Source organism: Pseudomonas sp. PsB (assembly GCF_043658375.1).
GTDB classification, from domain to species: domain Bacteria; phylum Pseudomonadota; class Gammaproteobacteria; order Pseudomonadales; family Pseudomonadaceae; genus Aquipseudomonas; species Aquipseudomonas putida_Z.
This window is the reverse complement of sequence record NZ_JBIGLU010000003.1, coordinates 52,305-76,883: the sequence shown is the minus strand read 5'-3', so window position 1 is coordinate 76,883 and position 24,579 is coordinate 52,305. Positions and strand designations below refer to the sequence as shown.

General features: G+C 63.9%; 24 protein-coding genes. 10 read left to right on the top strand and 14 right to left on the bottom strand.

All coding sequences use genetic code 11. The features are described 5' to 3' along the window. Nucleotides 1-94 precede the first annotated feature (94 nt). Nucleotides 95-535, bottom strand: a complete 441-nt coding sequence (gene lysM, locus ACGLHT_RS06625) for a peptidoglycan-binding protein LysM (RefSeq protein ID WP_023661080.1) — start codon at nt 533-535, stop codon at nt 95-97. A 187-nt stretch (nt 536-722) separates the two neighbouring features. Here lysM and fdhD point away from each other — a divergent pair, with 187 nt between their 5' ends. The 3 genes from fdhD to ACGLHT_RS06610 all read left to right on the top strand — a co-directional run bounded on the left by fdhD (nt 723) and on the right by ACGLHT_RS06610 (nt 4,704). Continuing rightward, the gene (gene fdhD / locus ACGLHT_RS06620) at nt 723-1,553 is read left to right on the top strand and encodes a formate dehydrogenase accessory sulfurtransferase FdhD (RefSeq protein ID WP_075044326.1); all 831 of its coding nucleotides are present in this window, start codon (nt 723-725) and stop codon (nt 1,551-1,553) included. A 5-nt stretch (nt 1,554-1,558) separates the two neighbouring features. Next, entirely contained in the window at nt 1,559-3,904 is a 2,346-nt protein-coding gene (locus ACGLHT_RS06615; protein WP_137162776.1) for an FdhF/YdeP family oxidoreductase, read from the top strand. 317 nt (nt 3,905-4,221) lie between these two features. Next, nucleotides 4,222-4,704, top strand: coding sequence for a glycine zipper domain-containing protein (locus tag ACGLHT_RS06610; protein ID WP_085599970.1), 483 nt, complete (start codon nt 4,222-4,224; stop codon nt 4,702-4,704). A gap of 54 nt (nt 4,705-4,758) precedes the next feature. On the opposite strand, the gene ACGLHT_RS06605 is transcribed toward ACGLHT_RS06610, so the two are convergent. From ACGLHT_RS06605 to hslO, 3 genes are all read right to left on the bottom strand, one after another. After that, nucleotides 4,759-5,199: a thioesterase family protein gene (locus ACGLHT_RS06605; RefSeq protein WP_137162775.1), complete on the bottom strand. Its 441-nt coding sequence runs from the start codon at nt 5,197-5,199 to the stop codon at nt 4,759-4,761. 290 nt (nt 5,200-5,489) lie between these two features. Continuing rightward, nucleotides 5,490-7,031, bottom strand: coding sequence for a phosphoenolpyruvate carboxykinase (locus ACGLHT_RS06600; RefSeq protein ID WP_061550685.1), 1,542 nt, complete (start codon nt 7,029-7,031; stop codon nt 5,490-5,492). 179 nt (nt 7,032-7,210) lie between these two features. Next, nucleotides 7,211-8,110: an Hsp33 family molecular chaperone HslO gene (gene hslO, locus ACGLHT_RS06595; protein WP_137162774.1), complete on the bottom strand. Its 900-nt coding sequence runs from the start codon at nt 8,108-8,110 to the stop codon at nt 7,211-7,213. Between the two features lie 121 nt (nt 8,111-8,231). Between hslO and ACGLHT_RS06590 the strand changes: the two genes are divergently transcribed. Next, complete coding sequence (locus tag ACGLHT_RS06590) at nt 8,232-9,026, top strand: phosphatase PAP2 family protein (protein WP_274078834.1); 795 nt, start codon at nt 8,232-8,234, stop codon at nt 9,024-9,026. A 127-nt stretch (nt 9,027-9,153) separates the two neighbouring features. On the opposite strand, the gene ACGLHT_RS06585 is transcribed toward ACGLHT_RS06590, so the two are convergent. Continuing rightward, a complete protein-coding gene (locus ACGLHT_RS06585) occupies nt 9,154-9,555 on the bottom strand; it encodes an RNA-binding S4 domain-containing protein (RefSeq protein ID WP_013970457.1) in 402 nt (133 codons plus the stop codon). A gap of 109 nt (nt 9,556-9,664) precedes the next feature. On the opposite strand from ACGLHT_RS06585, the gene ACGLHT_RS06580 reads away from it, so the two are divergent. Continuing rightward, complete coding sequence (locus tag ACGLHT_RS06580; RefSeq protein ID WP_003257436.1) at nt 9,665-10,147, top strand: ATP-dependent zinc protease; 483 nt, start codon at nt 9,665-9,667, stop codon at nt 10,145-10,147. Then, on the top strand, nt 10,144-11,049 hold the full coding sequence (gene rimK / locus ACGLHT_RS06575; protein ID WP_013970455.1) for a 30S ribosomal protein S6--L-glutamate ligase: 906 nt from the start codon (nt 10,144-10,146) through the stop codon (nt 11,047-11,049). The genes ACGLHT_RS06580 and rimK overlap by 4 nt, the downstream gene beginning before the upstream one ends. A gap of 114 nt (nt 11,050-11,163) precedes the next feature. Here rimK and ACGLHT_RS06570 read toward each other — a convergent pair whose 3' ends face one another. Together ACGLHT_RS06570 and ompR are read right to left on the bottom strand one after the other, a co-directional pair. Then, on the bottom strand, nt 11,164-12,477 hold the full coding sequence (locus ACGLHT_RS06570; protein ID WP_013970454.1) for an ATP-binding protein: 1,314 nt from the start codon (nt 12,475-12,477) through the stop codon (nt 11,164-11,166). A gap of 13 nt (nt 12,478-12,490) precedes the next feature. Next, nucleotides 12,491-13,231: a two-component system response regulator OmpR gene (ompR, locus tag ACGLHT_RS06565; RefSeq protein ID WP_012270052.1), complete on the bottom strand. Its 741-nt coding sequence runs from the start codon at nt 13,229-13,231 to the stop codon at nt 12,491-12,493. A gap of 217 nt (nt 13,232-13,448) precedes the next feature. Here ompR and ACGLHT_RS06560 point away from each other — a divergent pair, with 217 nt between their 5' ends. The 4 genes from ACGLHT_RS06560 (at nt 13,449) to ACGLHT_RS06545 (ending at nt 18,653) form a co-directional block, all read left to right on the top strand. Beyond that, nucleotides 13,449-15,773 carry a Tex family protein gene (locus tag ACGLHT_RS06560; RefSeq protein WP_025337330.1) on the top strand — a complete coding sequence of 775 codons (2,325 nt, stop codon included), beginning with the start codon at nt 13,449-13,451 and terminating at the stop codon, nt 15,771-15,773. Continuing rightward, a complete protein-coding gene (locus ACGLHT_RS06555; protein ID WP_003257433.1) occupies nt 15,773-16,156 on the top strand; it encodes a PaaI family thioesterase in 384 nt (127 codons plus the stop codon). The genes ACGLHT_RS06560 and ACGLHT_RS06555 overlap by 1 nt, the downstream gene beginning before the upstream one ends. A gap of 287 nt (nt 16,157-16,443) precedes the next feature. Continuing rightward, nucleotides 16,444-18,021, top strand: a complete 1,578-nt coding sequence (gene gshA, locus ACGLHT_RS06550) for a glutamate--cysteine ligase (RefSeq protein WP_274078833.1) — start codon at nt 16,444-16,446, stop codon at nt 18,019-18,021. Further along, on the top strand, nt 18,021-18,653 hold the full coding sequence (locus ACGLHT_RS06545) for a TetR/AcrR family transcriptional regulator (RefSeq protein WP_025337328.1): 633 nt from the start codon (nt 18,021-18,023) through the stop codon (nt 18,651-18,653). The genes gshA and ACGLHT_RS06545 overlap by 1 nt, the downstream gene beginning before the upstream one ends. Nucleotides 18,654-18,792: 139 nt before the next feature. Here ACGLHT_RS06545 and ACGLHT_RS06540 read toward each other — a convergent pair whose 3' ends face one another. The 7 genes from ACGLHT_RS06540 to ACGLHT_RS06510 form a co-directional block, all read right to left on the bottom strand. Beyond that, on the bottom strand, nt 18,793-19,008 hold the full coding sequence (locus tag ACGLHT_RS06540; RefSeq protein WP_003255829.1) for a molybdopterin-binding protein: 216 nt from the start codon (nt 19,006-19,008) through the stop codon (nt 18,793-18,795). A 40-nt stretch (nt 19,009-19,048) separates the two neighbouring features. Further along, nucleotides 19,049-19,861 carry an aliphatic sulfonates ABC transporter ATP-binding protein gene (gene ssuB, locus ACGLHT_RS06535; RefSeq protein WP_013970450.1) on the bottom strand — a complete coding sequence of 271 codons (813 nt, stop codon included), beginning with the start codon at nt 19,859-19,861 and terminating at the stop codon, nt 19,049-19,051. Beyond that, complete coding sequence (gene ssuC / locus ACGLHT_RS06530; protein WP_274078832.1) at nt 19,858-20,655, bottom strand: aliphatic sulfonate ABC transporter permease SsuC; 798 nt, start codon at nt 20,653-20,655, stop codon at nt 19,858-19,860. Before ssuC ends, ssuB begins: the two co-directional genes overlap by 4 nt. A 10-nt stretch (nt 20,656-20,665) precedes the next feature. Further along, complete coding sequence (gene ssuD / locus ACGLHT_RS06525) at nt 20,666-21,814, bottom strand: FMNH2-dependent alkanesulfonate monooxygenase (RefSeq protein WP_025337326.1); 1,149 nt, start codon at nt 21,812-21,814, stop codon at nt 20,666-20,668. Nucleotides 21,815-21,872: 58 nt separating this feature from the next. Next, a complete protein-coding gene (locus ACGLHT_RS06520) occupies nt 21,873-22,838 on the bottom strand; it encodes a sulfonate ABC transporter substrate-binding protein (RefSeq protein ID WP_025337325.1) in 966 nt (321 codons plus the stop codon). 84 nt (nt 22,839-22,922) lie between these two features. Continuing rightward, a complete protein-coding gene (gene ssuE / locus ACGLHT_RS06515; RefSeq protein ID WP_274120044.1) occupies nt 22,923-23,516 on the bottom strand; it encodes an NADPH-dependent FMN reductase in 594 nt (197 codons plus the stop codon). A 289-nt stretch (nt 23,517-23,805) separates the two neighbouring features. Further along, the gene (locus tag ACGLHT_RS06510) at nt 23,806-24,444 is read right to left on the bottom strand and encodes a peroxiredoxin (protein WP_013970445.1); all 639 of its coding nucleotides are present in this window, start codon (nt 24,442-24,444) and stop codon (nt 23,806-23,808) included. Nucleotides 24,445-24,579: the final 135 nt, after the last annotated feature.

Genomic DNA, 24,579 nt, shown 5'->3' with positions numbered 1-24,579 from the left:
AACCTGCTCCCACAGGATCACCACAGGTCTGAACTGTGTGCGATCCCTGTGGGAGCGGGTTTACCCGCGAAGAGGCCGGTACAGGCTGCAGATATCAGTCAGGAATACGCAACACCTGCCCCGGATAGATCTTGTCCGGGTGCTTGAGCATCGGTTTGTTGGCCTCGAAGATCTTCTGATACTTGTTGGGGTCGCCATACACCTTCTTCGAAATGGCGCTCAACGTATCACCCTTCTCCACCGTCACGAACCGCGCGGCCTGGGCCACCGGTCCGGTCACGGTGATCTGGTCATCGACACTGGCCACGCCAGCGACGTTGCCCGCCGCCAGGATGATCTTCTCCTTCTCCTCCTGGCTGGCCACCTCACCCTTGAGGATGATCGTGTCTCCCTCTACAGTGGCCGTGATATTCGGGTTGCCCAGGCCGACACTTTCCACGTGTTTCTTCAGCTGCTCTTCGGCATTGGCATTGCCGGGGGTCAGCAGGTCGATCAACTTCTCGCCCGCTTCCTTGACGAAACTGAACAAGCTCATAGCGCTCTCCTTGTTGACGAAACCTCGGACACAGCAGTCTAGGCCAGCTTTTCCCCTGGCGCCCCCATGCGACCAATCGACGCGGTCTATCAAGGCATAGACCCTAGCGATTAGACGCCGCCAGCCCGCACGCCTAGGCTTGTGCTATCTGAAAGCTGCCGATAGCCCCGATGAAAAGTCAGCCCCGATGAACAGCAAACCTCCGGTCTGCGCGGCCTCATCGCCCTTGACCATGCCCGCCGCCAGCAACACCTACGATTACGTCCAGCTCAATGACGCCAGACGCGACAGCACGCCCCTGGCCGAAGAAGTGGCCCTGGCCATTGTCTACAACGGCCTGAACCAGGCGGTGATGCTGGTCAGCCCAACCGACCTGGAAGACTTCGCAGTCGGCTTCAGTGTCGGCAGCGGCATAGTGGAAGGCACCACGGAAATCTACGACCTGAAACTCTCCGGCAGCGGCTCGGCAATGTATGCCGACCTGGAGATTTCCAGCCGTGCGTTCTGGAACCTGAAAAACCAGCGCCGCCAGCTGGCCGGCACCAGTGGTTGCGGCCTGTGCGGGGTCGAAGCACTGGAGCAGGCACTGCCAGAGCTGGCCAAGTTGCCTGGCGCACCCTTGCCACCAGCGCAATGGCTGGTCGGCCTGCGTGAGCGCATCGATGCCTTCCAGCCTCTGGGCCAGCACTGCGGCGCGGTGCATGCGGCGCTGTTCATGGACCGCCACGGCGAACTGCTGCTCGGCCGCGAAGACATCGGCCGGCACAACGCCCTCGACAAGCTGATCGGCGCCTTGCTGCGCCAAGGCATCGACAGCCAGGGTGGCCTGGCCATCGTCACCAGCCGCTGCAGCCTGGAGCTGATCCAGAAGGTGCTGCGGGCCGGTATCCAGACCCTGGTCAGCCTGTCGGCGCCCACCGGCCTTGCCCTGCAATGGGCGCGCAAGCACAACCTCAACCTTATCCATCTGCCCAAGCACAGCGCACCGCGGGTCTACAGCCCAGCGGCGGAGTCGTAACAGTCGTGACCTCGTACCAGCACCTCCCGGACAACGCCCCAGCCTCCTCCCCTCGCTACAAGCCCTACCACGGCCCCGCCGGTGGCTGGGGCGCGCTGCGCAGCGTGGCCAAGGCCTGGGTTGGCAGCGATAACGCGCTGAAGAACATTCGCGCGCTGCTCAAGACCAACCAGAACGGCGGCTTCGATTGCCCCGGCTGCGCCTGGGGCGACTCGCCGGAAAGCGGCATGGTCAAGTTCTGCGAGAACGGTGCCAAGGCAGTGAACTGGGAGGCGACCAAGCGCCGCGTCGATGCCGCCTTTTTCACCCGCTACAGCGTCACTTCGCTACTGCAGCAGAGCGACTACTGGCTGGAGTACCAGGGGCGCCTGACCGAGCCGATGGTCTATGACGCGTCCAGCGACCGCTACCAGCCGATCAGTTGGGACGCCGCCTTCACCCTGATCGCCCGCGAACTGAACAAGCTGGCCAGCCCTGACCAGGCCGAGTTCTACACTTCGGGGCGCGCCAGCAACGAAGCGGCGTACCTGTACCAGCTGTTCGTGCGGGCCTACGGCACCAACAACTTCCCCGACTGCTCGAACATGTGCCACGAGGCCAGCGGCGTGGCCCTGGGGCAAAGCGTCGGGGTCGGCAAGGGCACCGTCACCTTCGACGACTTCGAGCACGCCGACGCGATTTTCGTCTGGGGCCAGAACCCCGGTACCAACCACCCGCGCATGCTCGACCCGCTGCGCGATGCGGTAAAGCGCGGTGCCCAGGTGGTGTGCATCAACCCGCTCAAGGAGCGTGGCCTGGAGCGCTTCCAGCACCCGCAGAACCCGCTGGAAATGCTGACCAACAGCGACCGACCGACCAACACCGCATTCTTCCGCCCGGCCCTGGGCGGCGACATGGCGCTGCTGCGCGGCATGGCCAAGTTCGTCCTGCAATGGGAACGCGAAGCCCAGGCCAACGGCGAACCGGCAGTCTTCGACCACGCCTTCATCGCCGAACATGGCCATGGCGTCGACGACTACCTGGCGGTAGTGGATGCCACCTCGTGGGAGCACATCCAGGCCCAGTCCGGCCTGGCGCTGGCCGACATCGAACTGGCCGCGCGCATGTACTGCCGTGGCAAGCGGGTGATCATGTGCTGGGCGATGGGCATTACCCAGCACCGCCACTCGGTGCCGACCATCCAGGAAATCGTCAACCTGCAAATGCTGCGCGGCAATATCGGCGCGCCAGGCGCAGGCCTGTGCCCGGTGCGTGGTCACAGCAACGTGCAGGGTGACCGCACCATGGGCATCAACGAGCGCCCGCCGGTGGCCCTGCTGGACGCCATCGAGCAGCGCTTCGGCTTCCCCGTGCCCCGGCACAATGGCCACAACACCGTCGAGGCGATCCACGCCATGCTCGACGGCCGGGCCAAGGTATTCATCGGCCTGGGCGGCAACTTCGCCCAGGCAACGCCGGACACCGAGCGCACCGCCCAGGCACTGCGCAACTGCGAGCTGACCGTGCACATCAGCACCAAGCTCAACCGCAGCCACCTGGTGCACGGCAAGCAGGCACTGATCCTGCCGTGCCTGGGGCGCACCGACATCGACCTGCAGGCAGAAGGGCCACAGGCGGTAACGGTAGAGGACTCGTTCAGCATGGTCCACGCCTCCAATGGCCAGCTCAAGCCGCTTTCGACGCAGATGCGCTCGGAGCCGGCGGTCATCGCCGGTATTGCCGCCGCCACCCTGGGCAAGAAGCCCGTGGACTGGCACTGGCTGGTGGCTGACTACGACCGTATCCGCGAGCTGATCGGCGACACCATCGCCGGCTTCAGCGGCTTCAACCAGCGCCTGCGCGAGCCGGGCGGTTTCTACCTGGGCAACAGCGCTGCCAGCCGCGAATGGAATACCAGCACCGGCCGCGCCAACTTCAAGGCCAACCTGCTGCCCGACACGCTGCTCGACGAGCGTGTACGCGCCAGCGGGCAGGTGCCTGACCTGATCATGCAGTCGATGCGCTCGCACGATCAGTACAACACCACCATCTACGGCCTGGACGACCGCTACCGCGGCGTGCGTGGCCAGCGCGAGGTGCTGTTCGCCAACGAAGCCGACATCATCCGCCTGGGCTTCCAGCCGGGGCAGCAGGTCGACATCGTGTCGTTGTGGGGGGATGAGCATGTGCGCCGTGTGCACGGCTTCACCCTGCTGGCCTTCGACATCCCGGCCGGGCAGGCGGCGGCGTACTACCCGGAGGTGAACCCGCTGGTGCCGCTGGAAAGCATTGGCGACGGCAGCCATACGCCAACGTCGAAGTTCATCGCCATCAAGCTGGAGCGGGCGCGGGACGACGGGCGCATCCTGTAGGAATGGTGTTGGCCTCTTCGCGGGTAAACCCGCTCCCACAGAGGCAACTCAAGGACTGAGAGCGGTGGTATCCCTGTGGGAGCGGGTTTACCCGCGAAGAGGCCGGAAGCCCCTGCGCAAAAATCAAAAAAGCCCTGTTCCATAGCGGTTCAGGGCTTCGTCATAAAGGTCTCAGACAGCGAAAAAACGATAAAGTTTCACAGTAAATACAGTAAGTTAGAGAATTGTGTACAACTCGTGTTACTCGTCGGATTTCCGTTGCCAGGCGTGCCTGCAAGGCTCAAAAATCGCCTCGTCATCCTTATGAGGCTCTCTTGATGAAGAAGTACTCCTCGATACTGTTGTTGTCTTTCAGCTTGCTCAGCGGCGTTGCCATGGCAGGCGGCACCACCGAGGCCGGCATTGGCGGCGCATTGGGTGGGGTACTGGGCTCCGTGGTGGGCAACTCCATCGGTGGTAGCACCGGCGGCGCCATTGGTGCCGGCCTGGGCGGCGCGGCTGGCGGTGCCTTGGGTGCCGACAAGCGTCAACGTGGGGAAGCCGCTATCGGCGGCGCGCTGGGCGCAGCAGGCGGTAACGTGGTCGGCCGCTCCGTGGGCGGCACTACCGGTAGCTACATTGGCGCAGCAGCCGGCGGTGGTGCCGGTGGCGCACTGGGTAACTACCTGGGTAAAGAGGCCGACAGAGACGATTACCACGAAGGCCGCCGCTACCGTCGTGGCTATGACGACGACCGCCGCCACTGGGACCGTGGCCACCACTACGGCCATCGCAAGCACAAGCGCCACTGGCGCGACTAACGCCTGAGGGCCTTGCCCCGGCAACAAAGCCCCGCCCCTGCCAGCGGGGCTTTTTTATGCCTGCTGCTCCAGCAGTACGCCAGACAGGATCACCTGCAGCGCTTCTGGCAATGCCACTGGCCGGCCATTGGCGCGTTCGATGAACACCTGCACCACCGAGCCTGCCGCACACGCCTCCGGCTCGCCTGGGCGGAACAGGGCCAGGCGGTACTCCACCGTACTGCCCGCCAGGCGTGCCACCCCCAGCCCCACTTCCAGCACGTCCGGGAAGCCGGGCAGCGCGTAGAAATCCGCCGCCGAACTGACCACGAAGGCCGCCAGCTCGCCGTCACGCAGGTCCAGTTCGGCCTGTTCGACGAGGAACGCCTGGATGGCGGTTTCGAAGAAGCCGTGCACGGTGGCACCGGCGATGTGGCCGTTCAGGTCATTGTCCTGGGGGCGGGTGAGGATGGGGTGGAAGTGGGAGAAGGCAGTGCGCTGAGGGGATTCGGTCATCTGGCTGGCTCTTGTCTTCGCAATGGATGCTGACAGTGAAACAGAAAAACCGGATTTCCGCTGCTTGTGCCGGCCTCTTCGCGGGTCGCGATCCTCTGTAGGAGCGGCCTTGTGTCGCGATGGGCCGCAACGCGGCCCCGGGGGTTTCAGCTTCCATGCCTGAATTGCCGGGGCTGCTTTGCAGCCCATCGCGACACAAGGCCGCTCCTACAAGAGACTGCACCCGCCGGGAATCAGAAAACAAAAAAGCCGCCCCAAGGGGCGGCTTTCTCGTTGCGGGCGGGTGCAGCTTACAGCTGCGGGCCAGCGGCCTTGATGGCGTCGGAAACTTCGAACTTCTTGAAGTTTTCGATGAACAGCTTGGCCAGGCCTTTGGCGGCCTCGTCGTAGGCAGCCTTGTCAGCCCAGTTGGTGCGCGGGTTGAGCAGCTCGGTATCAACGCCCGGAACGGCCTTCGGCACGTCCAGGTTGATGATGTCCAGGTGCTCGGTTTCGGCACCGATCAGCGCGCCGCTCTGGATCGCAGCGATCACGGCACGGGTGGTCGGGATGCTGAAGCGCTTGCCAACGCCGTAGCCACCGCCGGTCCAGCCGGTGTTGACCAGGTAGACCTTCGAGTCGAAGCCCTTGATACGCTTGATCAGCAGCTCGGCGTACTCGCCAGCCGGGCGCGGGAAGAACGGTGCGCCGAAGCAGGTGGAGAAGGTCGACTTGATGCCGCTGCCCGAACCCATTTCGGTGGAACCGACCAGCGCGGTGTAGCCGGACAGGAAGTGGTAGGCCGCCTGCTCGTTGTTCAGGATCGAAACCGGAGGCAGAACACCAGTCAGGTCGCAGGTCAGGAAGATGACTGCGTTCGGCTCGCCGCCCAGGTTCGCTGCGGAACGCTTGGCAACGTGCTCCAGCGGGTAGGCCGCACGGCTGTTCTGGGTCAGGCTGACATCGGTGTAGTCGGCGTGCTTGTTGGCGTCGAGTACGACGTTTTCCAGCACGGCGCCATGCTTGATGGCTTTCCAGATGACCGGCTCGTTCTTCTCGGACAAGTCGATGCACTTGGCGTAGCAGCCGCCTTCGATGTTGAAGACCACGCCCTCGCCCCAGCCGTGCTCGTCGTCACCGATCAGGTAACGGCTTTCGTCGGCCGACAGGGTGGTCTTGCCGGTGCCGGACAGGCCGAAGAACAGGGTCACATCGCCTGCTTCGCCGATGTTGGCGGCGCAGTGCATTGGCAGCACGTCGGCAGCCGGCAGCAGGAAGTTCTGCACCGAGAACATGGCTTTCTTCATTTCGCCGGCGTAGCGCATGCCAGCGATCAGCACCTTCTTCTGGGCGAAGTTGATGATCACGCAACCGTCGGAGTTGGTGCCGTCACGCTCAGGCTCGCACACGAAGTTGGCGACGTTGAGGACCTGCCACTCGCCACGGCCAGCCGGGTTGTACTGCTCCGGGTTGATGAACAGGCAACGGCCGAACAGGTTCTGCCAGGCAGTCTGGGTGGTCATCTTCACCGGCAGGTAGTGCTCGGCGGCAGCCCCTACGTGAACGTAGGAAACGAAGTGATCCTGGGCGTTGTTGAACGCCTCGACGCGGTCCCACAGGGCATCGAACTTGTCGGCCGGGAACTTGCGGTTGATCGGGCCCCAGGAAATGGCGTCCTGGGTGGAAGGCTCTTCGACGATGAAACGGTCAGCCGGCGAACGGCCAGTACGGTGACCGGTCTCCACGACCAGTGCGCCAGTATCGGCTAGTACGCCTTCACCGCGTTGCAGCGCTTCTTTTACCAGCTCATCGACGCTCAGGTCGGTGTACACGGTGTTGTTGGCTTGCGTCATGAGATACCCCATCCGGCCCGAGGCCGAGTGCTCCAAACGTTTTGTAGTTGTCTTGAAAAAACTACTACAGCGAAAAAAGTGGCCGGATTATGCCAGAAACGCCCAAAAAAAGTAGGCCCCTCCTGTCAGAACTGCGCTTTTGCGCAATTCGACAGGAGATTGTCCTGTAGTTAAACGTTTCAGTGACGAGTTTCTGAGGCTACGTCAGTGCCGCCACCGGCAAACAGTTGCGCCACATCGCTGGCGTCGAAGAAATAGCGCTCGTTGCAGAACTGGCAATCGATCTCCACCTGCCCGCCGCATTCTTCCACCAGCGCCTTGGCATCGTGCTCGCCCAAACTGACCAGCGCATTGCCGGATCGTTCGCGCGAGCAGCTGCAATTGAAGCGCAGCGGCTGGATATCGAACAGGCGCACGGCATCTTCGTGATACAGGCGGTGCAGCAGGGTTTCGTTGTCTTCCGACCACTCTTCGGGCTTGAGCGTCTTGGCAAGGGCTACCACATGCTGCCAGCTGTCCTCGCGCTCTTCGTCGTCCGGCTGGCGATCGCGCGGCAACTGTTGCAGCAGCAAGCCACGGGCCTTGCCACCCACGGCGTTGAGCCAGAAGCGGGTGTTGAGTTGCTGTGACTGCACAAAGTAGTTGGTGAAGCATTCCGACAGGTCGGCGCCGTCGAGGTCGACGGTGCCCTGGTAGCGCTGGCCCTTGACCGGATCGATGGTCAGGGTCAGGTGGCCGTCGGGCATCAGCTGCGACAGGGTCGCATCCGCCGGGATCTGGTCCGCTTCGTAGCGGGCCATGCCACGGATGTCCCGGTCACCGGAACATTCCACCATCAACAGCGGGATCGGCCCTGCGGAACGCGCCTGCAGAATCAGCAGGCCGTCGAACTTCAGCGCCCCCACCAGCAAGGCGGTGGCGGCCATCAGCTCGCCCAGCAGTGCCTGCACCGGCTGCGGGTACTCATGACGCGCCAGCACCGCGGCGTAGCTGTCATCGAGAGACACCCACTCGCCGCGCACATCGCGCTCGTCGAAGATGAAACGTTGGGTGAAATCGGTATCAGGCAAGTCGCTCATAGGTTTTGGCTATCTGAAAATGATGACAAAATGGTTACAAGGGTTGTCGAAAAACATCCGAGAACCCCGTGACAGAGCGCTCACAAGGCGCTCCGATTCCTGTTTGCAATAGAGGTATTTTATGGATAATCGACCACTGTTCCAAGCAAGGTGGTCCTGGGGGCCATTGGCAGCCTGTACGCTGCTTCCTATCGCTCTACTGTGTTTCTGGTTATGGCCCATTGGCCAGATCTTGTGCCTGACTTTCGACGAGTGGCTGTTCCACAGCCTGAATGCGCCGCTGGCCGACAACACCACCTGGCGCTACATCTGGACCGTCGGTAGCCTGCGCCCATTCGACATCGTCGTCGGCCTGATCCTTCTGGCAGTGCTTATCCGTGGCGACTGGGTGTTCAAGGCAACCCAGGTGCGCCAGGCCTTTTTCGGCTTCCTGGTCACGCTAATCCTCTTAGTGGTGATTCGCGCGCTGTTTTCCAAGTGGGTGGATGCAGCCGGCTGGCAGCACAAGAGCCCTTCGATGATGTTCGACGAGGTGGTGCACCTCAGCGACTACTATCCGAACCTGGAGGCGGCCTGGGAGCTCAAGGACCGTTCCAGCAAGAGTTTCCCGGGGGATCATGCCTCGGTGCTGCTGGTCTGGGCGCTGTTCATGAGCGTGTTCAGCCGCCGCCTGGTGCAGTATCTGGTGGTCTGGGGGATGGCGGTGTTGTTCATGTTGCCGCGCCTGGTGGCCGGTGCCCACTGGGGGCAGGATGACTACATCGGCGGGCTGCTGATGGCAGTGCTGGCGTTGGGCTGGAGCTGCTACACGCCGCTGGCGGCCAAGGGGAGTGCAGTGCTGATGCGCTGGACGGCGCCGTTGTTCGCGATCGCGGCCAAGTTACCGTTGGTCGGGCGCTTGGCGGTGACCCGCTAGATCCTTGGGGCTACTGCGTAGCCCATCGCGACACAAGGCCGCTCCTACAGGGATTGCACAAGTTTCAAGGCTTGCGCAGTACCTGTGGGAGCTGGCTTGCCGGCGATGGGCCGCAAAGCGGCCCCGGCTATTCGAAGCTCCCATGCAATTGGTGAATCTGCCGCCGCTGCTTCTTGGTCGGCCGCCCATCAGTGGTCACGCCCATCGCCCCGGCCTTGCGCAGTTCCGCCGCCTGCTCACGCCGGCGCACGCTGTCCTCGGTCTCTTCGTACAACGTCTGCGCCTCTGGCGCCCCACGCCGTACTACCGACAGAGCCTTCACCACCACGGTGCGCTCGTCGAACCCGGTGCGCAGCACGAACTCGTCACCCACCCGCGGCTCCTTGCCCGGCTTGCAGCGCTCACCCCGGCAATGCACCTTACCGCTCTCGATCGCCGCCTTGGCCAGCGCGCGGGTCTTGTAGAAGCGTGCCGCCCACAGCCATTTGTCCAGGCGGACCTTGTCGTCGTCTTCGGCTTTTTGTGCCATCCCGTTACCTCGAACGCTGTGTTTCATCGAACTGTACTACCGTAACGATCGGATGCAAAAAATCCCCGCCGTGCTTACAGTTCACCACCTCATCCGCAGGGTGCGTTTCGTGAAGACATTTGACCATTTGACTGTGATCGGCCTGCGCGAGTGGGTCGCCCTGCCCGACCTTGGCGTGGCCGGGCTGCGCGCCAAGATCGACACTGGCGCCAGCACCTCCAGCCTGCACGCCACCGAGGTGGAACCGTTCGAGCGCGACGGCCAGCCCTGGGTCCGCTTCACCGCACACCTGGGCTCGGTGGTGCAGTTGCGCCACCGCCGCTGCGAGGCACCGCTGGTGACCATGAAAACCATCAAGAGCTCCAACGGCCAGGCCCAGACCCGCTATGTCATCCGCACGTCACTGGCCCTGGGCGATGGTGTGTGGGAGGTGGAGTTCACCCTGGCCTGCCGCAAGAACATGCGTTATCGCCTGTTGCTGGGTTCCAAGGCCCTGATCCATGGCCAGCTGGTGGTCAACCCTGGCCTCAAATACGTACAAGACAAACCGGCCTTCCCGGCCACCCTTTCTACTGCCACAGGTGCTGCATGAAGATCGCTGTGCTGTCGCGCAATCCGCGTCTGTATTCCACCCGCCGCCTGGTCGAAGCCGGTACCCAGCGGGGCCACGAAATGGTGGTGATCGATACCCTGCGGGCCTACATGAACATTGCCAGCCACAAGCCGCAGATCCACTACCGCGGCAAGCCGCTGGAAGGCTTCGACGCGGTGATCCCGCGCATCGGTGCCTCGGTGACCTTCTATGGCTGCGCGGTGCTGCGCCAGTTCGAGATGATGGGCGTGTATCCACTCAACGAGTCGGTAGCGATAGCCCGCTCCCGCGACAAGCTGCGCTCGCTGCAACTGCTGTCGCGGCGCGGCATCGGCCTGCCGATTACCGGCTTCGCCCACTCGCCGGACGACATCCCCGACCTGATCCAGATGGTCAACGGCGCCCCGCTGGTGATCAAGGTGCTGGAAGGTACACAGGGCATCGGCGTGGTGCTGTGCGAAACCACCAAGGCCGCCGAATCGGTGATCGAGGCGTTCATGGGGTTGAAGCAGAACATCATGGTGCAGGAATACATCAAGGAAGCGGGTGGCGCGGATATCCGCTGCTTCGTGGTCGGCGACAAGGTCATCGCGTCGATGAAGCGCCAGGCCAAGCCGGGGGAATTCCGCTCCAACCTGCACCGCGGTGGGGTGGCCAGCCTGATCAAGATCACCCCGGAAGAACGCATGACCGCCATTCGCGCGGCCAAGGTGATGGGCTTGAGTGTGGCGGGTGTGGATATCCTGCGCTCCAACCACGGGCCGCTGGTGATGGAGGTGAACTCGTCGCCGGGCCTGGAGGGGATTGAAGTGACCACCGGCAAGAACGTGGCCGCCATGATCATCGAGCATCTGGAGAAGAATGGTGGGCCTAATCAGACTCGGACCAAGGGTAAGGGCTGAGATTTTGGGGCTGCTTTGCAGCCCATTCGCAGCACAAGGCTGCTCCTACAAGGGATCGCGCGCCCTGTAGGAGCGGCCTTGTGTCGCGAAAGGGCCGCAAAGCGGCCCCGGCAATCACACGGCATTACGCGGCAGCAACAGCCCCAAAGGCAACCGTACCCGCGCCTCGATCCCGCCACCAGAGCGATTGCGCAGTTCCACATTCCCACCATGCTGCGCCGCAATCCGCTTGACGATCGCCAGCCCCAGCCCGGTGCCCTTGCCACCCCGGGCCCGGTCACCACGAATGAACGGGTTGAAGATGGTCTCCAGCTCCGACTCGTCGATCCCCGTCCCGCGGTCCAGCACGCTCAGCACCACATACGGCGCACTCTCGTCGCCCGACACATAGGCGGCCACCTCGACCCCCTTGCCGGCGTGGTGCAGGGCATTGCCGATCAGGTTGCCCAGCATGCGCTTGAGCGAAACCCGGCGCAGCGGGAACGGTGGGATCGGCTCCAGGCACAGCCGCACCCGTTCTTCCGGCTGGTTGTACGGTGCCACCACTTCGCGCACCAGGTCGGCCAGGTCGACCTCCTCAACCGGCTCGTCACGGCCATCGCGGATAAAGGCCAGGAACTGGTCGAGGATCGCGTCCATGTCCTCGATATCGCGGACCATGTCGTCACTCAGTTCGCTGTCGCTGTCCAGCAACGACAGCGACAGGCGCAGGCGCGTCAGCGGTGTGCGCAGGTCGTGGGAAACCCCGGCCAGCATCAGCTCGCGCTCGCGCCCGGCCTGCTCGACATCCTCGGCCATCTGGTTGAAGGCCTTGTACACCTCGGTCATCTCGCTGGGCGTGTCGCTGATCGGCAGGCGCACGCTGCGCCCCTGGCCCAGCTGCCGGGCGGCGAAAACCAGGCGTTTGAGCGGCTGGTTCAGCTGGCGCACGAAGATCCAGGCCGAAGCTGTGGACAACAGGCCGATGGCCAGGAACCAACCCAGCACGTTCCAGATCTTCTGCCCACGCAGCGGGTGCGGGTACAGCGGTACCTTCAACCAACCCGGGCCCAGGCTTGGCGCATTGACCCACAACGCCGGCGGCGCATGAATGCGCAGCCGTACCTCGGTGTCTTCGCCCAACTCGGCCTGCATCTGCCGTTGGTAGATTTCGCTGTAGGGCCAGTGCTGCTCACCCTCGGGCACGCCCGAGCCGGTGACCCGGATAAGGCCTGCCGCTTCGGCGATCTTGTCGCGGTTTTCTTCGTCGGCCGCCCAATAGGCGCGCAGGGTCAGCGCAACACCGTGGCTGTACTGACGGTCGACCAGCACGTCCTCGTTCATCAGCAGGTAGACCAGGGTCAAGGCCTTGGAGAACAGGACGACGATCAACACCAGCCACAGGGTGCGGGCGAAGAAACTTTGCGGAAACCAGAGCGGTGTTTTCATCGACGGCGCGGCATCATTTACCGGCGTTTCCGTCCGGCACGAACACGTAGCCCACGCCCCACACGGTCTGGATATAACGCGGCTTGGACGGGTCCGGCTCGATCATGCGGCGCAGACGCGAAATCTGGACGTCGATGGAGCGTTCCAGCGCATCCCATTCGCGGCCACGCGCCAGGTTCATCAGCTTGTCGCGGGTCAGCGGCTCGCGTGCGTGCATCACCAGCGCCTTGAGCACGGCGAACTCGCCGGTGGTGAGCATGTGCACTTCGTCGCCACGCTTGAGTTCGCGGGTGGCCAGCGACAGCTCGTAGTCGCCGAAGGTGACCGACTCGTCTTCGCTACCAGGCGCACCCGGCACGCTCGGTGCCTGGCGACGCAGCACGGCCTTGACCCGGGCCATCAGCTCGTCCGGGTTGAACGGCTTGCCCAGGTAGTCGTCGGCGCCCAGCTCCAGACCCTTGATACGGCTGAGTTCATCGCCCTTGGCGGTGAGCATGATGATCGGGATCTGGTTGTTCTGCTGGCGCAGGCGCTTGCACGCCGACAGGCCATCCTCGCCGGGCAGCATCAGGTCGAGCACCACCAGGTTGAACACCTCACGCTGCAGCAGGCGGTCCATCTGCTCGGTGTTGGGCACCGCGCGGGCACGGTAGCCCTTGCTGGTGAAGAAACGTTCCAGCAGGCTGCTCAGCCCCGGGTCGTCGTCGACGATGAGAATCTTGTCACCTTCAGCGGTGTTTGGCGTGCCGGTCATGAATAACTCCTCTGATATCGCCGCGCATTATGGCGTAGCCATTGCTGCACGTTGCGTGAGCATTGTTAGCAGATTTTTCCCCCGGCGCCAGTTTCGGCTGGCCGGGCGCCATCACCGCAAGCCGTTTGCGATGGGTATAATGCGCGGCTTTCATCCAGCGCCGCCGGGCGAAAGGCCCACAGGCGACCCCCGTATTCACAAATGTCAGGTGGTTTACATGGACAGCATCAACAGCCGTATCGCCGAGGAACTGGGCGTACGCCCCCAGCAGGTCGAGGCGGCCGTGGGCCTGTTGGACGAAGGCTCGACCGTGCCCTTCATCGCCCGCTACCGCAAGGAAGTGACCGGTAGCCTGGACGACACCCAGCTGCGCCATCTGGAAGAGCGCCTGCGCTACCTGCGCGAACTCGACGAGCGCCGCGCCAGCATCCTGGCCAGCATCGAGGAGCAGGGCAAGCTGACCCCGGAACTGGCCCGTGAGATCAAGCTGGCCGATACCAAGACCCGCCTCGAAGACCTGTACCTGCCGTACAAGCAGAAGCGCCGCACCAAGGGCCAGATCGCCCTGGAAGCCGGCCTCGGCGAGCTGGCCGACGGCCTGTTCAACAACCCCGACCTGGCCCCGGAAAGCGAAGCCGCACGCTTCGTCAACGCCGACAAGGGCGTGGCCGACGTCAAGGCCGCGCTTGAAGGCGCCAAGTACATCCTCATGGAGCGCTTCGCCGAAGACGCCGCCCTGCTCGACAAGCTGCGCAGCTTCCTCAAGCAGGAGTCGGTGCTCAGCGCCCGCGTCGTGCCTGGCAAGGAAGAAGAAGGCGCCAAGTTCCGCGACTACTTCGCCCATGACGAACTGCTGCGCAACGCCCCGTCGCACCGCGCCCTGGCAATTTTCCGCGGGCGTAACGAAGGTGTGCTGAGCGCCTCGCTGAAAGTCGGCGAAGAACTGCCCGGCACCCTGCACCCGTGCGAACTGATGATCGGCAACCACGTCGGCATCGAGAACCGCAACCGCCCGGCCGACAAGTGGCTGGGCGAAGTGGTGCGCTGGACCTGGAAGGTCAAGCTCTACACCCACCTGGAAACCGACCTGTTCGGCGAGCTGCGCGACAACGCCGAAGGCGAGGCGATCAATGTGTTCGCCCACAACCTGCACGACCTGCTGCTGGCCGCCCCGGCTGGCCCGCGTGCCACCCTGGGCTTCGACCCGGGCCTGCGCACCGGTTGCAAGATCGCCGTGGTCGATGCCACCGGCAAGCTGCTGGACCACACCACGGTCTACCCGCACGCGCCGAAGAACGACTGGGACCGCACCATTTCGATCATGGCTGCACTGTGCGCCAAGCACTCCGTGGAGCTGATCGCCATCGGCAACGGCACCGCCAGCCGCGAAAGCGACAAGCTGGTGGCGGAGCTGGTCAAGAAGTACCCGGCGCTGAAGATCACCAAGATCATGGTCTCCGAGGCCGGCGCTTCGGTGTATTCCGCATCGGAACTGGCCGCCCGCGAATTCCCGGACCTGGACGTGTCGATCCGTGGCGCCGTGTCGATTGCCCGCCGCCTGCAGGACCCGCTGGCCGAGCTGGTGAAGATCGACCCGAAATCCATCGGTGTCGGCCAGTATCAGCACGACGTGTCCCAGCTGAAACTGGCGCGCGGCCTGGACGCTGTGGTCGAGGACTGCGTGAACGCCGTGGGCGTGGACGTCAACACCGCCTCGGTGGCGCTGCTGACGCGCATCTCCGGCCTCAACGCCACCTTGGCGCAGAACATCGTCGCCCATCGCGATGCCAACGGCCCGTTCGCCACTCGTGCTGCGCTGAAAAAGGTCAGCCGCCTGGGTGAGAAAACCTTCGAACAGGCCGCCGGCTTCCTGCGCGTGATGAACGGCGACAACCCGCTGGACGCCTCCGCGGTTCACCCCGAGGCCTACCCGCTGGTACAGCGCATTGCCGCCGACACCGACCGCGACATCCGCTCGCTGATCGGTGACAGCAGCTTCCTCAAGCGCCTGGACCCGAAGAAATTCACCGATGAAACCTTCGGCCTGCCGACCGTCACCGACATCCTGCAGGAACTGGACAAGCCTGGCCGCGACCCACGCCCCGAGTTCAAGACCGCCACCTTCCAGGACGGCGTCGAGGACCTCAAGGACCTGGAACCGGGCATGATCCTCGAAGGCGTGGTGACCAACGTCACCAACTTCGGTGCCTTCGTCGACATCGGCGTGCACCAGGACGGCCTGGTGCACATCTCGGCGCTGTCGGAGAAGTTCATCAAGGACCCACGTGAAGCGGTCAAGGCCGGCGACGTGGTCAAGGTCAAGGTCATGGAAGTGGACATCCCGCGCAAACGCGTCGGCCTGTCCATGCGCATGAGCGACACCCCGGGCGAGAAGGTAGACGGCAACCGCGGTGGTAACCGTGGCAATGGCGGCAACCGCCAGCAGCAGGCGCCGCGTCAGCGCGAAACCGCCACTGCGGCACCGGCCAACAACGCCATGGCCGCCCTGTTCGCCAACGCCAAGCAGCTGAAGAAGAAGTGATGGACGTTCCACGCGAATACGTCGAAAGCGCCTTCAGCCAGCTCCTCGGGTGCCGCCTGCAACGCCTGGAGACAGGTGTTGCCGAGGTAGCCCTGGCGCTCGAGCCACACTTGCGCAACCGCGGCCAGAAGCTGCACGGCGGGGCGATCTTCAGCCTGGTGGACATTGCCATGGGCCTGGCCTGCTCGGCCAGCCATGGCTTCGACCAGCAAAGCGTCACCATCGAGTGCAAGATCAACTACATGCGCGCCGTCAGTGACGGCGAGGTGCTGTGCACCGCCCGTGTGCTGCACGCCGGGCGGCGCACCCTGGTGGTCGACGCCGACGTAGTTCAGGGCGACAAGCTGGTGGCGAAAGCGCAAGGAACCTTCGCGGTTCTCTAGCTCACCAAGCAGTATCTGCGGTATTTTCGGCAACAGCCGGGGGCCGCTTCGCGCCCCATCGCCGGCAAGCCGGGCTCCCACAGGTAATCCACAAGCCTGAATATCGTGGTTTACCTGTGGGAGCCCGGCTTGCCGGCGATGGGCTGCGAAGCGGCCCCCGAAGTCGGCGCTGCGCAATGCCGGAACCGCGTAAACCAGGCGACAACGCCAGTTCCTTTTCCCACTACCCTTGTAGACCGTCTTTTCTACCCCCATATTGGGGCGACTGACGCGTGAAGGAATACATCTTGAGCGACCTCCTCAACCGCCGCCTGAGCCTGCTCGGCGCCAATCTCCCCCTGCTCAAGCAGTGCCTGCACGGTATTGAGCGCGAATGCCTGCGCGTGACCGACGAAGGTCGCCTGGCCCAGACCCCGCATCCGCAAGCCTTGGGATCGGCGCTGACCAACGAGCAGATCACCACCGATTATTCCGAGTCGCTGCTGGAGTTCATCACCCCGGCCCTTCCCGACCCGGCCAAGGTGCTGGAAAGCCTCGAAGAGACCCACCGTTTCGTCTACAGCAAGCTGGGCGACGAATACCTGTGGAGCCCGTCGATGCCCTGCACGCTGCCGGCCGAGGAGGACATCCCGATCGCCGAGTACGGCAGCTCGAACATCGGCAAGCTCAAGCACGTCTACCGCAAGGGCCTGGCCCTGCGCTACGGCCGCACCATGCAGTGCATCGCCGGTATCCATTACAACTTCTCGCTGCCCGAAGCGCTGTGGCCGTTGCTGCGCGCCGCAGAAGGCGGCAGCGAGAGCGACCGCGACTACCAGTCGTCGGCCTATATCGCGCTGATCCGCAATTTCCGCCGCTACAGCTGGCTGCTGATGTACCTGTTCGGCGCCTCGCCGGCCCTGGACAAAGGCTTCCTGCGTGGCCGCCCGCACCAGCTCGAAGAGCTGGACGCCGAAACCCTGTACCTGCCCTACGCCACCAGCCTGCGCATGAGCGACCTGGGCTACCAGAGCAACGCCCAGGCCGGCCTCACGCCGTGCTACAACAACCTGGCCAGCTACACCGACAGCCTGCGCAAGGCGGTGGGCACGCCCTACCCGCCTTACGTCGAAGTCGGCACGCACGTGGATGGCGAGTGGGTACAACTGAACACCAACATCCTGCAGATCGAAAACGAGTACTACTCGAACATTCGCCCCAAGCGCGTCACCTACACCGGCGAGCGGCCGATCCAGGCCCTGACCTCGCGCGGCGTGCAGTACGTGGAAGTGCGTTGCCTGGACATCAACCCGTTCCTGCCGGTGGGCATCGACCTGACCGAGGCGCGCTTCCTCGACGCGTTCCTGCTGTTCTGCGCGCTGGAAGACAGCCCGCAACTGGACAACGGCGAATGCGGCCAGTGCACCAACAACTTCCTGACCGTGGTCAAGGAAGGCCGGCGCCCGGGCCTGGAACTGCACCGCAATGGCCAGCCGATCGGCCTGAAGGCCTGGGCCAGCGAGCTGATCGAGCGTATTCGGCCACTGGCCGAGCTGCTCGACCAGGCGCAAGGCGGTGCAGAACACGGCAAGGCCCTGGATGCCCAGCAGGCCAAGGTCGACGACGCCTCGCTGACCCCGTCGGCCCAGGTACTGGCGCGCATGACCGAGCATGACGAAAGCTTCGTCAAGTTCTCCCTGCGCCAGAGCCGCATCCACGCCGAAACCTTCCGCGAGCAGCCACTGCCGGTCGAGCGCCAGCAGGCCTTCGAAACCCTCGCCCGCGACTCGCTGGCCGAGCAGTCGCGCCTGGAACAGCAGGAAGTCGGCGACTTCGACCTGTTCGTCGGCGCCTACCAGGCCAGCATCCTGGCGATCAGCAACTGATGACCCGCACTGCCACCCCGCGCAAGCCGCGCGCCAGCAGCCAGGCCAGGATCGAGGCGATCCTGGCGGCTGCACGCGAGTTGCTGGCCGAGCTGGGGGTGGCGAGCCTGTCGATCTACAGCGTGGCCGAGCGCGCGCAGATTCCACCGTCGTCGGTGTACCACTTCTTCGCCAGCGTGCCGGCGCTGCTGGAGGCGTTGACGGCCGATGTACACCGGGCCTTCCGTGAAGCGCTGAGCGCGCCGATCGACAGCAGTGCGTTCAACACCTGGCACGAACTGTCACGGCTGATCGAGCAGCGCATGCTGGATATCTACAACGAGGACGCCGCGGCGCGGCAACTGATCCTGGCCCAGCATGGCCTGAGCGAAGTGGTGCAGGCCGACCGGCAGCACGACATGGAACTGGGCGACTTGATGCACAAGTTGTTCGACCAGCACTTTCATCTGCCTGTGATGCCGGCGGATGTGGATGTGTTTGCCCTGGCCATGGAGTTGAGTGACCGGGTGTATGCACGGTCGGTGCAGCTGCATGAGGCGATCACCCCGCGCATGGCCGAGGAAGGCAAGCGAGTGTTCGAGGCGTATCTGGGGTTGTATCTGCCGCCATTTCTGGCCAAGCGTTCCAGCTGAGATCATTGGGGCCGCTGTGCGGCCCTTCGCGGGCACGCCCGCTCCCACAGGGTCCGCGCAAAACCTGAAACCTGCGCAGTACCTGTGGGAGCGGGCGTGCCCGCGAAGGGCTGCAAAGCAGCCCCATGGCCCACACCCATCACAGCTTGGCGATGGACACTTCAGTCGACTTCACGAAGGCAATCACCTCACTGCCCACCTGCAGCTCCAGCTCACGCACAGAGCGGGTGGTGATGACCGAAGTGACGATGCCCGAGGCGGTCTGCACGTCGATTTCCGACAGTACCGGGCCTTCCAGGATTTCCTTCACGGTGCCTTTGAACTGGTTGCGAACGTTGATGGCTTTGATGGTCATGATTTGATTCCTTCTCTATGGCTTCAGTCTGGTAAGTGAGTCAGTGCGCCCAACGCAGTTGCGTGGGCAAAGGGGCTACAGGATCCGGCTCGGGCGCAGCGCCCGGAGCCGACAGAACACGGTTGAGCACTTCGCTTTCCAGCGCGGCCAGGCGGTGCGAACCACGCGCCCGAGGCCGTGCCAGGTCGACAGTGAGGTCGAGCCCGACCTCGCCGTCCTCGATCAGGATCACCCGGTCAGCCACGGCGACTGCCTCGCTGACATCGTGGGTAACCAGCAACACGGTGAAGCCGTGCTGACGCCACAGGCGTTCGATCAGTTGCTGCATCTCGATACGGGTCAATGCATCCAGCGCACCGAGCGGTTCGTCCAGCAGCAGCAGGCGCGGCTGGTGAATCAGCGCCCGGGCCAGGGCCACGCGCTGCTTCTGGCCGCCCGACAGAGCCGCCGGCCATTCATTGGCGCGATCGGCCAGGCCAACCGACTCCAACGCTTCCAGCGCACGCGGGCGCCAGTCGCCGGACAGGCCCAGGCCAACGTTGTCGATCACTTTCTTCCATGGCAGCAGGCGCGCGTCCTGGAACATCAGGCGGGTTTCTTCACGGGCCTGCTCCAACGGCGCGGCACCGGCCAGCAACTGGCCTGCAGTGGGCTGGTCGAGACCGGCCAGCAGGCGCAGCAAGGTGCTCTTGCCGCAGCCACTACGGCCGACGATGGCGACGAACTGGCCGGCAGGAATATGCAACTCGATGCCCTTTAGTACCTCGCGCTGGCCAAAGGTCTTGCGCAGGCCGCTGGAAGCCAGCGGGATGCCACGCAGCAGGCGTGGCGGCTGTTCTTTGAGTACGGTCATGCGCCCTCCTTCTTCGCCACTTGATAGCCCGGGTGCCAGCGCAGCCACACACGCTCCAGGCCGCGGGCGGCGAGGTCGGCAAGCTTGCCGAGCACGGCATACAGGACGATGGCCAGCACCACCACGTCGGTCTGCAGGAACTCACGGGCGTTCATCGCCAGGTAACCGATGCCGGCATTGGCCGAAATGGTTTCGGCAACGATCAGGGTCAGCCACATGAAGCCCAGGGCAAAGCGCACGCCGACCAGGATCGAAGGCAATGCCCCGGGCAGGATCACCTGGCGGAACAGGCTGAAGCCGGACAAACCATAGCTGCGCGCCATCTCCACCAGCGCCGGGTCGACGTTGCGGATGCCGTGGTAGGTGTTCAGGTAGATCGGGAACAGCGTGCCCAGCGCGACCAGGAAGATCTTTGCCGACTCGTCGATACCGAACCACAGGATCACCAGCGGGATCAGCGCCAAGTGCGGCACGTTGCGGATCATCTGCACCGAGCTGTCGAGCAGGCGTTCGCCCCAGTTCGACAGGCCGGTGATGAAGCCCAGCACCAGGCCGATGCTGCCACCGATGACGAAGCCCAGCCCGGCACGCCAGCCACTGATGGCCAGGTGGGTCCAGATCTCGCCGCTGCGCACCAGCTCGACGCCGGCGCTGACCACGGCGCTGGGCGCCGGCAGGATGCGCGTTGACAGCCAGCCGGCGCTGACCGCCAGCTGCCAGGCAGCCAGCAGCAGTACCGGCAGCGCCCATGGCGCCAGGCGCTGGCCAAGGTTGTTGGAAGTTGCACGACTCATGGCCTGGCCCTCAGCTCTGCGCAACGGACTTGGGCAGGATGTCGTTGGCCACCATTTCGCCAAACGGGCTCACATAACCACCGGTCTTGGCTTGCTCCGGGCGTTGCACATCCAGGTGCGGGAACAGCAGCTCGGCCACCCGGTACGACTCTTCCAGGTGCGGGTAGCCGGAGAAGATGAAGGTATCGATGCCCAGCTCGGCATATTCCTTGACCCGCGCCGCGACGGTCGGGCCATCCCCCACCAGCGCGGTACCGGCACCACCACGCACCAGACCGACACCGGCCCACAGGTTGGGGCTGACTTCCAGCTTGTCACGGTTGCCGTTGTGCAGGGCGGCCATGCGTTGCTGGCCGACCGAGTCGAAGCGCGCCAGCGAGGCCTGGGCGCGAGCGATGGTGTCGTCGTCCAGGTGCGAGATCAGCTTGTCGGCAGCGGCCCAGGCTTCTTCGTTGGTTTCCCGCACGATCACGTGCAGGCGGATACCGAAGCGCACTTCGCGGCCCTGGGCGGCGGCTTTCTCACGCACCTGGGCAATTTTTTCAGCGACCGCACTCGGCGGCTCGCCCCAGGTCAGGTACAGCTCGACCTGCTCGGCGGCCAGGTCCTGCGCAGCTTCCGAGGAACCGCCGAAATACAGTGGCGGGCGTGGTTGCTGGATCGGCGGGTAGAGCAGCTTGGCGCCCTTCACCTGGATGTGCTTGCCGTCGTAGTCGACCACCTCGCCTTCCAGCACCTTGCGCCAGATACGGGTGAACTCTACAGAGGCTTCATAACGTTCCTGATGGTTCAGGTGCAGGCCGTCACCGGCCAACTCGTCCGGGTCGCCACCGGTCACCAGGTTGAACAGCGCGCGGCCGTTGGACAGGCGATCAAGGGTTGCTGCCTGGCGTGCCGCCACGGTCGGCGAAATGATCCCGGGGCGCAGGGCGACCAGGAACTTCAGGCGCTGGGTCACCGGGATCAGCGATGCCGCGACCAGCCAGGAGTCCTCGCAGGAGCGCCCGGTAGGTATCAGCACGCCACCAAAGCCGAGCCGGTCGGCCGCCTGGGCGATCTGCTGCAGGTAGCCATGGTCGACGGCGCGCGCGCCATCGGAGGTGCCCAGGTACTTGCCGTCACCGTGGGTAGGAAGGAACCAGAAGATGTTAAGGCTCATTGGAGTTGTCTCCTCAAGGGGGCTCAGCCAGGGCGGCGCCCCGGCGCAGGCAAATCAATCAAGGCGCACTGGCGACCTTGGCCGGGGGTGTCCAGATCACGTCCTTGATGCTCAGCGGCTTGGGAATCAGCTTCAGTGCCTGGAACGTGTCGGCGATCTTCTGTTGCGCGGCCACCACTTCCGGGGTGAGCGGCGCGGCACCGTAGCCTTGGCGCTTGACCGAGGTCAGGGTGATGTCGGCAGGCAGGCCGAGCAGCGGCGCGACCTGGTCGGTCACTTCCTGCGGGTTGGCCTGGGACCATTGACCTACGGCACGCACTTCTTCGATCAGGGTGTTGATCACCGCCGGGTGCTGGGTCGCGTAGTTGCGGGTGGCCAGGTAGAACTGATGGTTGTCGACCAGGCCCTTGCCGTCACGCAGGGTATGAGCCTGCAGCTGTTTCTCGGCGGCAGCCTGGTACGGGTCCCAGATCACCCAGGCGTCCACGCTGCCGCGTTCGAAGGCGGCGCGGGCGTCGGCCGGAGGCAGGTACACCGGCTGGATGTCGCTGTATTTCAGGCCGGCGTCTTCCAGGGCGCGAACCAGCAGGTAGTGAACGTTGGAGCCTTTGTTGAGGGCGACTTTCTTGCCCTTGAGGTCTTTGACCGACTGGATCGGCGAGCCCTTCGGCACCAGGATCGCCTCGCTGTGCGGCGCTGGCGGCTCGTAGGCGACGTACAGCAGGTCGGCACCGGCGGCCTGGGCGAACACCGGCGGGGTTTCACCGGTGACGCCAAAATCGATGGAGCCGACGTTCAGCCCCTCAAGCAGCTGCGGGCCGCCGGGGAACTCGGTCCATTGCACCTGCACGCCCTGCTCGGCCAGGCGCTTTTCCAGCGTGCCCTTGGCCTTGAGCAGCACAAGGGTGCCGTATTTCTGGTAACCGATACGCAGGCTCTCGGCCTGGGCTTGGGTGATGGCGCCGAAGGACACAGCCGCCGCAAACAGGGCGACCAGACCGCGACGCAAGAAGACTGTGCGCATGGCGCTCTCCTGTGCGAGTGGGTTCGGGTTGCACCTGCTTGCCTCGTTGTCGGGCGAGTAAGGTGGTAAAGCGGGTTGGGCCGGTCAGATGCTCCAGCGAGCACTGATCAGGCGTTCGTTCAATACGCCGGGGGCCACGGGGCGCGGCCGACGGGCCAGTGCAACGTGGAAGGTTTCCAGCGCGTCCTGCAGGCGTTCTTCCAGCGCCGCTACCAGCTGCGCGGGCCTGGAGCCTTCTGCGTAGGCGACCTGGCTGTCGTCGGCGAAGATCCCTTGCAGGGTCTCTTGCGCCTTGAGTGCCGACAGCACGGGTTTCAGTGCGTAATCCACCGCCAGCATGTGGGCGATGCTGCCGCCGGTGGCGATCGGCAACACGATCTTGTGTGCCAGGGCGCGTTCGGGCAGCAGGTCGAGCAAGGTTTTCAGGGCACCGGCGAACGAGGCCTTGTACACCGGCGTGGCGACGATCAGGCCATCGGCCTGGGCCACCAGCTGCTGGAAGTGCTGCACCTGCGGGCTGCCGAATCGGGCGTGCAGCAGGTCTTCGGCGGGAAAGTCACGTACCTGGAACGTCACTACTTCGACGCCACGGTCCTGCAGCCACTGGCGAGAACGCTCCAGCAGCACGCCGGAGCGTGAACGGGTACTGGGGCTACCACCGATTGAGACGACCAGCATTGCAGCGCTTCCTTGTGTTCTGTTGGAGGTGACATTAACAGTCGCCGCATATATCTAGAAATCATATTTTTTCATTTGTTTATTCCATTTTTATCAATCTCCTGTTTTGGCCCTTTCGCGGGTAAACCCGCTCCCACAGGGACCGCACAAGGCCTAAGACTTGCGCTATCCCTGTGGGAGCGGGTTTACCCGCGAAGAAGCCCACGCAGTTTCAGCAGGCATAAAAAAGGGCCGTCGAAACGGCCCGAATATCCCTGCTTTGGCTAAGAGCAATGCAACGAGGAATCCTTTAACGATTGGGCTGCGGGGTCAGCCGCAGATAGGGTTTGACCGCCCGGTAACCTTTGGGGAAGCGCTGCTTGATCTCTTCCTCGTCCTTCAGCGAGGGCACGATCACCACGTCGTCACCGTCCTGCCAGTTACCTGGCGTGGCGACCTTGTGGTTGTCGGTCAGCTGCAGCGAGTCGATCACCCGCAAGATTTCGTTGAAGTTGCGCCCGGTACTGGCCGGGTAGGTGATGGTCAGGCGCACCTTCTTGTTCGGATCGATGACGAACAGCGAGCGCACGGTCAGGGTGTCGCTGGCGTTCGGGTGGATCAGGTCGTACAGGTCGGACACCTTGCGGTCGGCGTCGGCAATGATCGGGAAGTTGACCACGGTGTTCTGGGTTTCGTTGATGTCATCGATCCAGCGGTGGTGCGAATCGACCGGGTCCACCGACAGGGCGATGGCCTTGACCCCGCGTTTGGCGAAATCGTCCTTCAGCTTGGCGGTAAGGCCCAGTTCGGTGGTGCACACCGGGGTGAAATCGGCCGGGTGAGAGAACAACACCCCCCAGCTGTTGCCCAGCCACTCGTGGAAGCGGATCTTGCCTTCGCTGGAATCCTGTTCGAAATCGGGGGCGATATCGCCGAGTTTTAGGCTCATGGGCTGCGGCTCCTGTGCTGGGTTATCTACCGTGTGGGTTCAATGTGCCTGCATTCGATTAAAAATAAAAAGAATAAATACTGATTTATTTATAACCATTCGGCATACGAAATTGCAGACACAAAAAAGCCTCGC

Coding starts and splice junctions, on each gene's coding strand:
- ACGLHT_RS06585 (WP_013970457.1), bottom strand. CDS start 9,555: ATGGCACAAAAAGCCGAAGACGACGACAAGGTCCGCCTGGACAAATGG.
- lysM (WP_023661080.1), bottom strand. CDS start 535: ATGAGCTTGTTCAGTTTCGTCAAGGAAGCGGGCGAGAAGTTGATCGAC.
- ACGLHT_RS06610 (WP_085599970.1), top strand. CDS start 4,222: ATGAAGAAGTACTCCTCGATACTGTTGTTGTCTTTCAGCTTGCTCAGC.
- ACGLHT_RS06590 (WP_274078834.1), top strand. CDS start 8,232: ATGGATAATCGACCACTGTTCCAAGCAAGGTGGTCCTGGGGGCCATTG.
- ssuC (WP_274078832.1), bottom strand. CDS start 20,655: ATGAGTCGTGCAACTTCCAACAACCTTGGCCAGCGCCTGGCGCCATGG.
- ACGLHT_RS06570 (WP_013970454.1), bottom strand. CDS start 12,477: ATGAAAACACCGCTCTGGTTTCCGCAAAGTTTCTTCGCCCGCACCCTG.
- ompR (WP_012270052.1), bottom strand. CDS start 13,231: ATGACCGGCACGCCAAACACCGCTGAAGGTGACAAGATTCTCATCGTC.
- fdhD (WP_075044326.1), top strand. CDS start 723: ATGAACAGCAAACCTCCGGTCTGCGCGGCCTCATCGCCCTTGACCATG.
- hslO (WP_137162774.1), bottom strand. CDS start 8,110: ATGAGCGACTTGCCTGATACCGATTTCACCCAACGTTTCATCTTCGAC.
- ssuB (WP_013970450.1), bottom strand. CDS start 19,861: ATGACCGTACTCAAAGAACAGCCGCCACGCCTGCTGCGTGGCATCCCG.
- ACGLHT_RS06510 (WP_013970445.1), bottom strand. CDS start 24,444: ATGAGCCTAAAACTCGGCGATATCGCCCCCGATTTCGAACAGGATTCC.
- ssuD (WP_025337326.1), bottom strand. CDS start 21,814: ATGAGCCTTAACATCTTCTGGTTCCTTCCTACCCACGGTGACGGCAAG.
- ssuE (WP_274120044.1), bottom strand. CDS start 23,516: ATGCTGGTCGTCTCAATCGGTGGTAGCCCCAGTACCCGTTCACGCTCC.
- ACGLHT_RS06605 (WP_137162775.1), bottom strand. CDS start 5,199: ATGACCGAATCCCCTCAGCGCACTGCCTTCTCCCACTTCCACCCCATC.
- ACGLHT_RS06560 (WP_025337330.1), top strand. CDS start 13,449: ATGGACAGCATCAACAGCCGTATCGCCGAGGAACTGGGCGTACGCCCC.
- ACGLHT_RS06520 (WP_025337325.1), bottom strand. CDS start 22,838: ATGCGCACAGTCTTCTTGCGTCGCGGTCTGGTCGCCCTGTTTGCGGCG.
- ACGLHT_RS06540 (WP_003255829.1), bottom strand. CDS start 19,008: ATGACCATCAAAGCCATCAACGTTCGCAACCAGTTCAAAGGCACCGTG.
- ACGLHT_RS06600 (WP_061550685.1), bottom strand. CDS start 7,031: ATGACGCAAGCCAACAACACCGTGTACACCGACCTGAGCGTCGATGAG.
- ACGLHT_RS06545 (WP_025337328.1), top strand. CDS start 18,021: ATGACCCGCACTGCCACCCCGCGCAAGCCGCGCGCCAGCAGCCAGGCC.
- ACGLHT_RS06555 (WP_003257433.1), top strand. CDS start 15,773: ATGGACGTTCCACGCGAATACGTCGAAAGCGCCTTCAGCCAGCTCCTC.
- rimK (WP_013970455.1), top strand. CDS start 10,144: ATGAAGATCGCTGTGCTGTCGCGCAATCCGCGTCTGTATTCCACCCGC.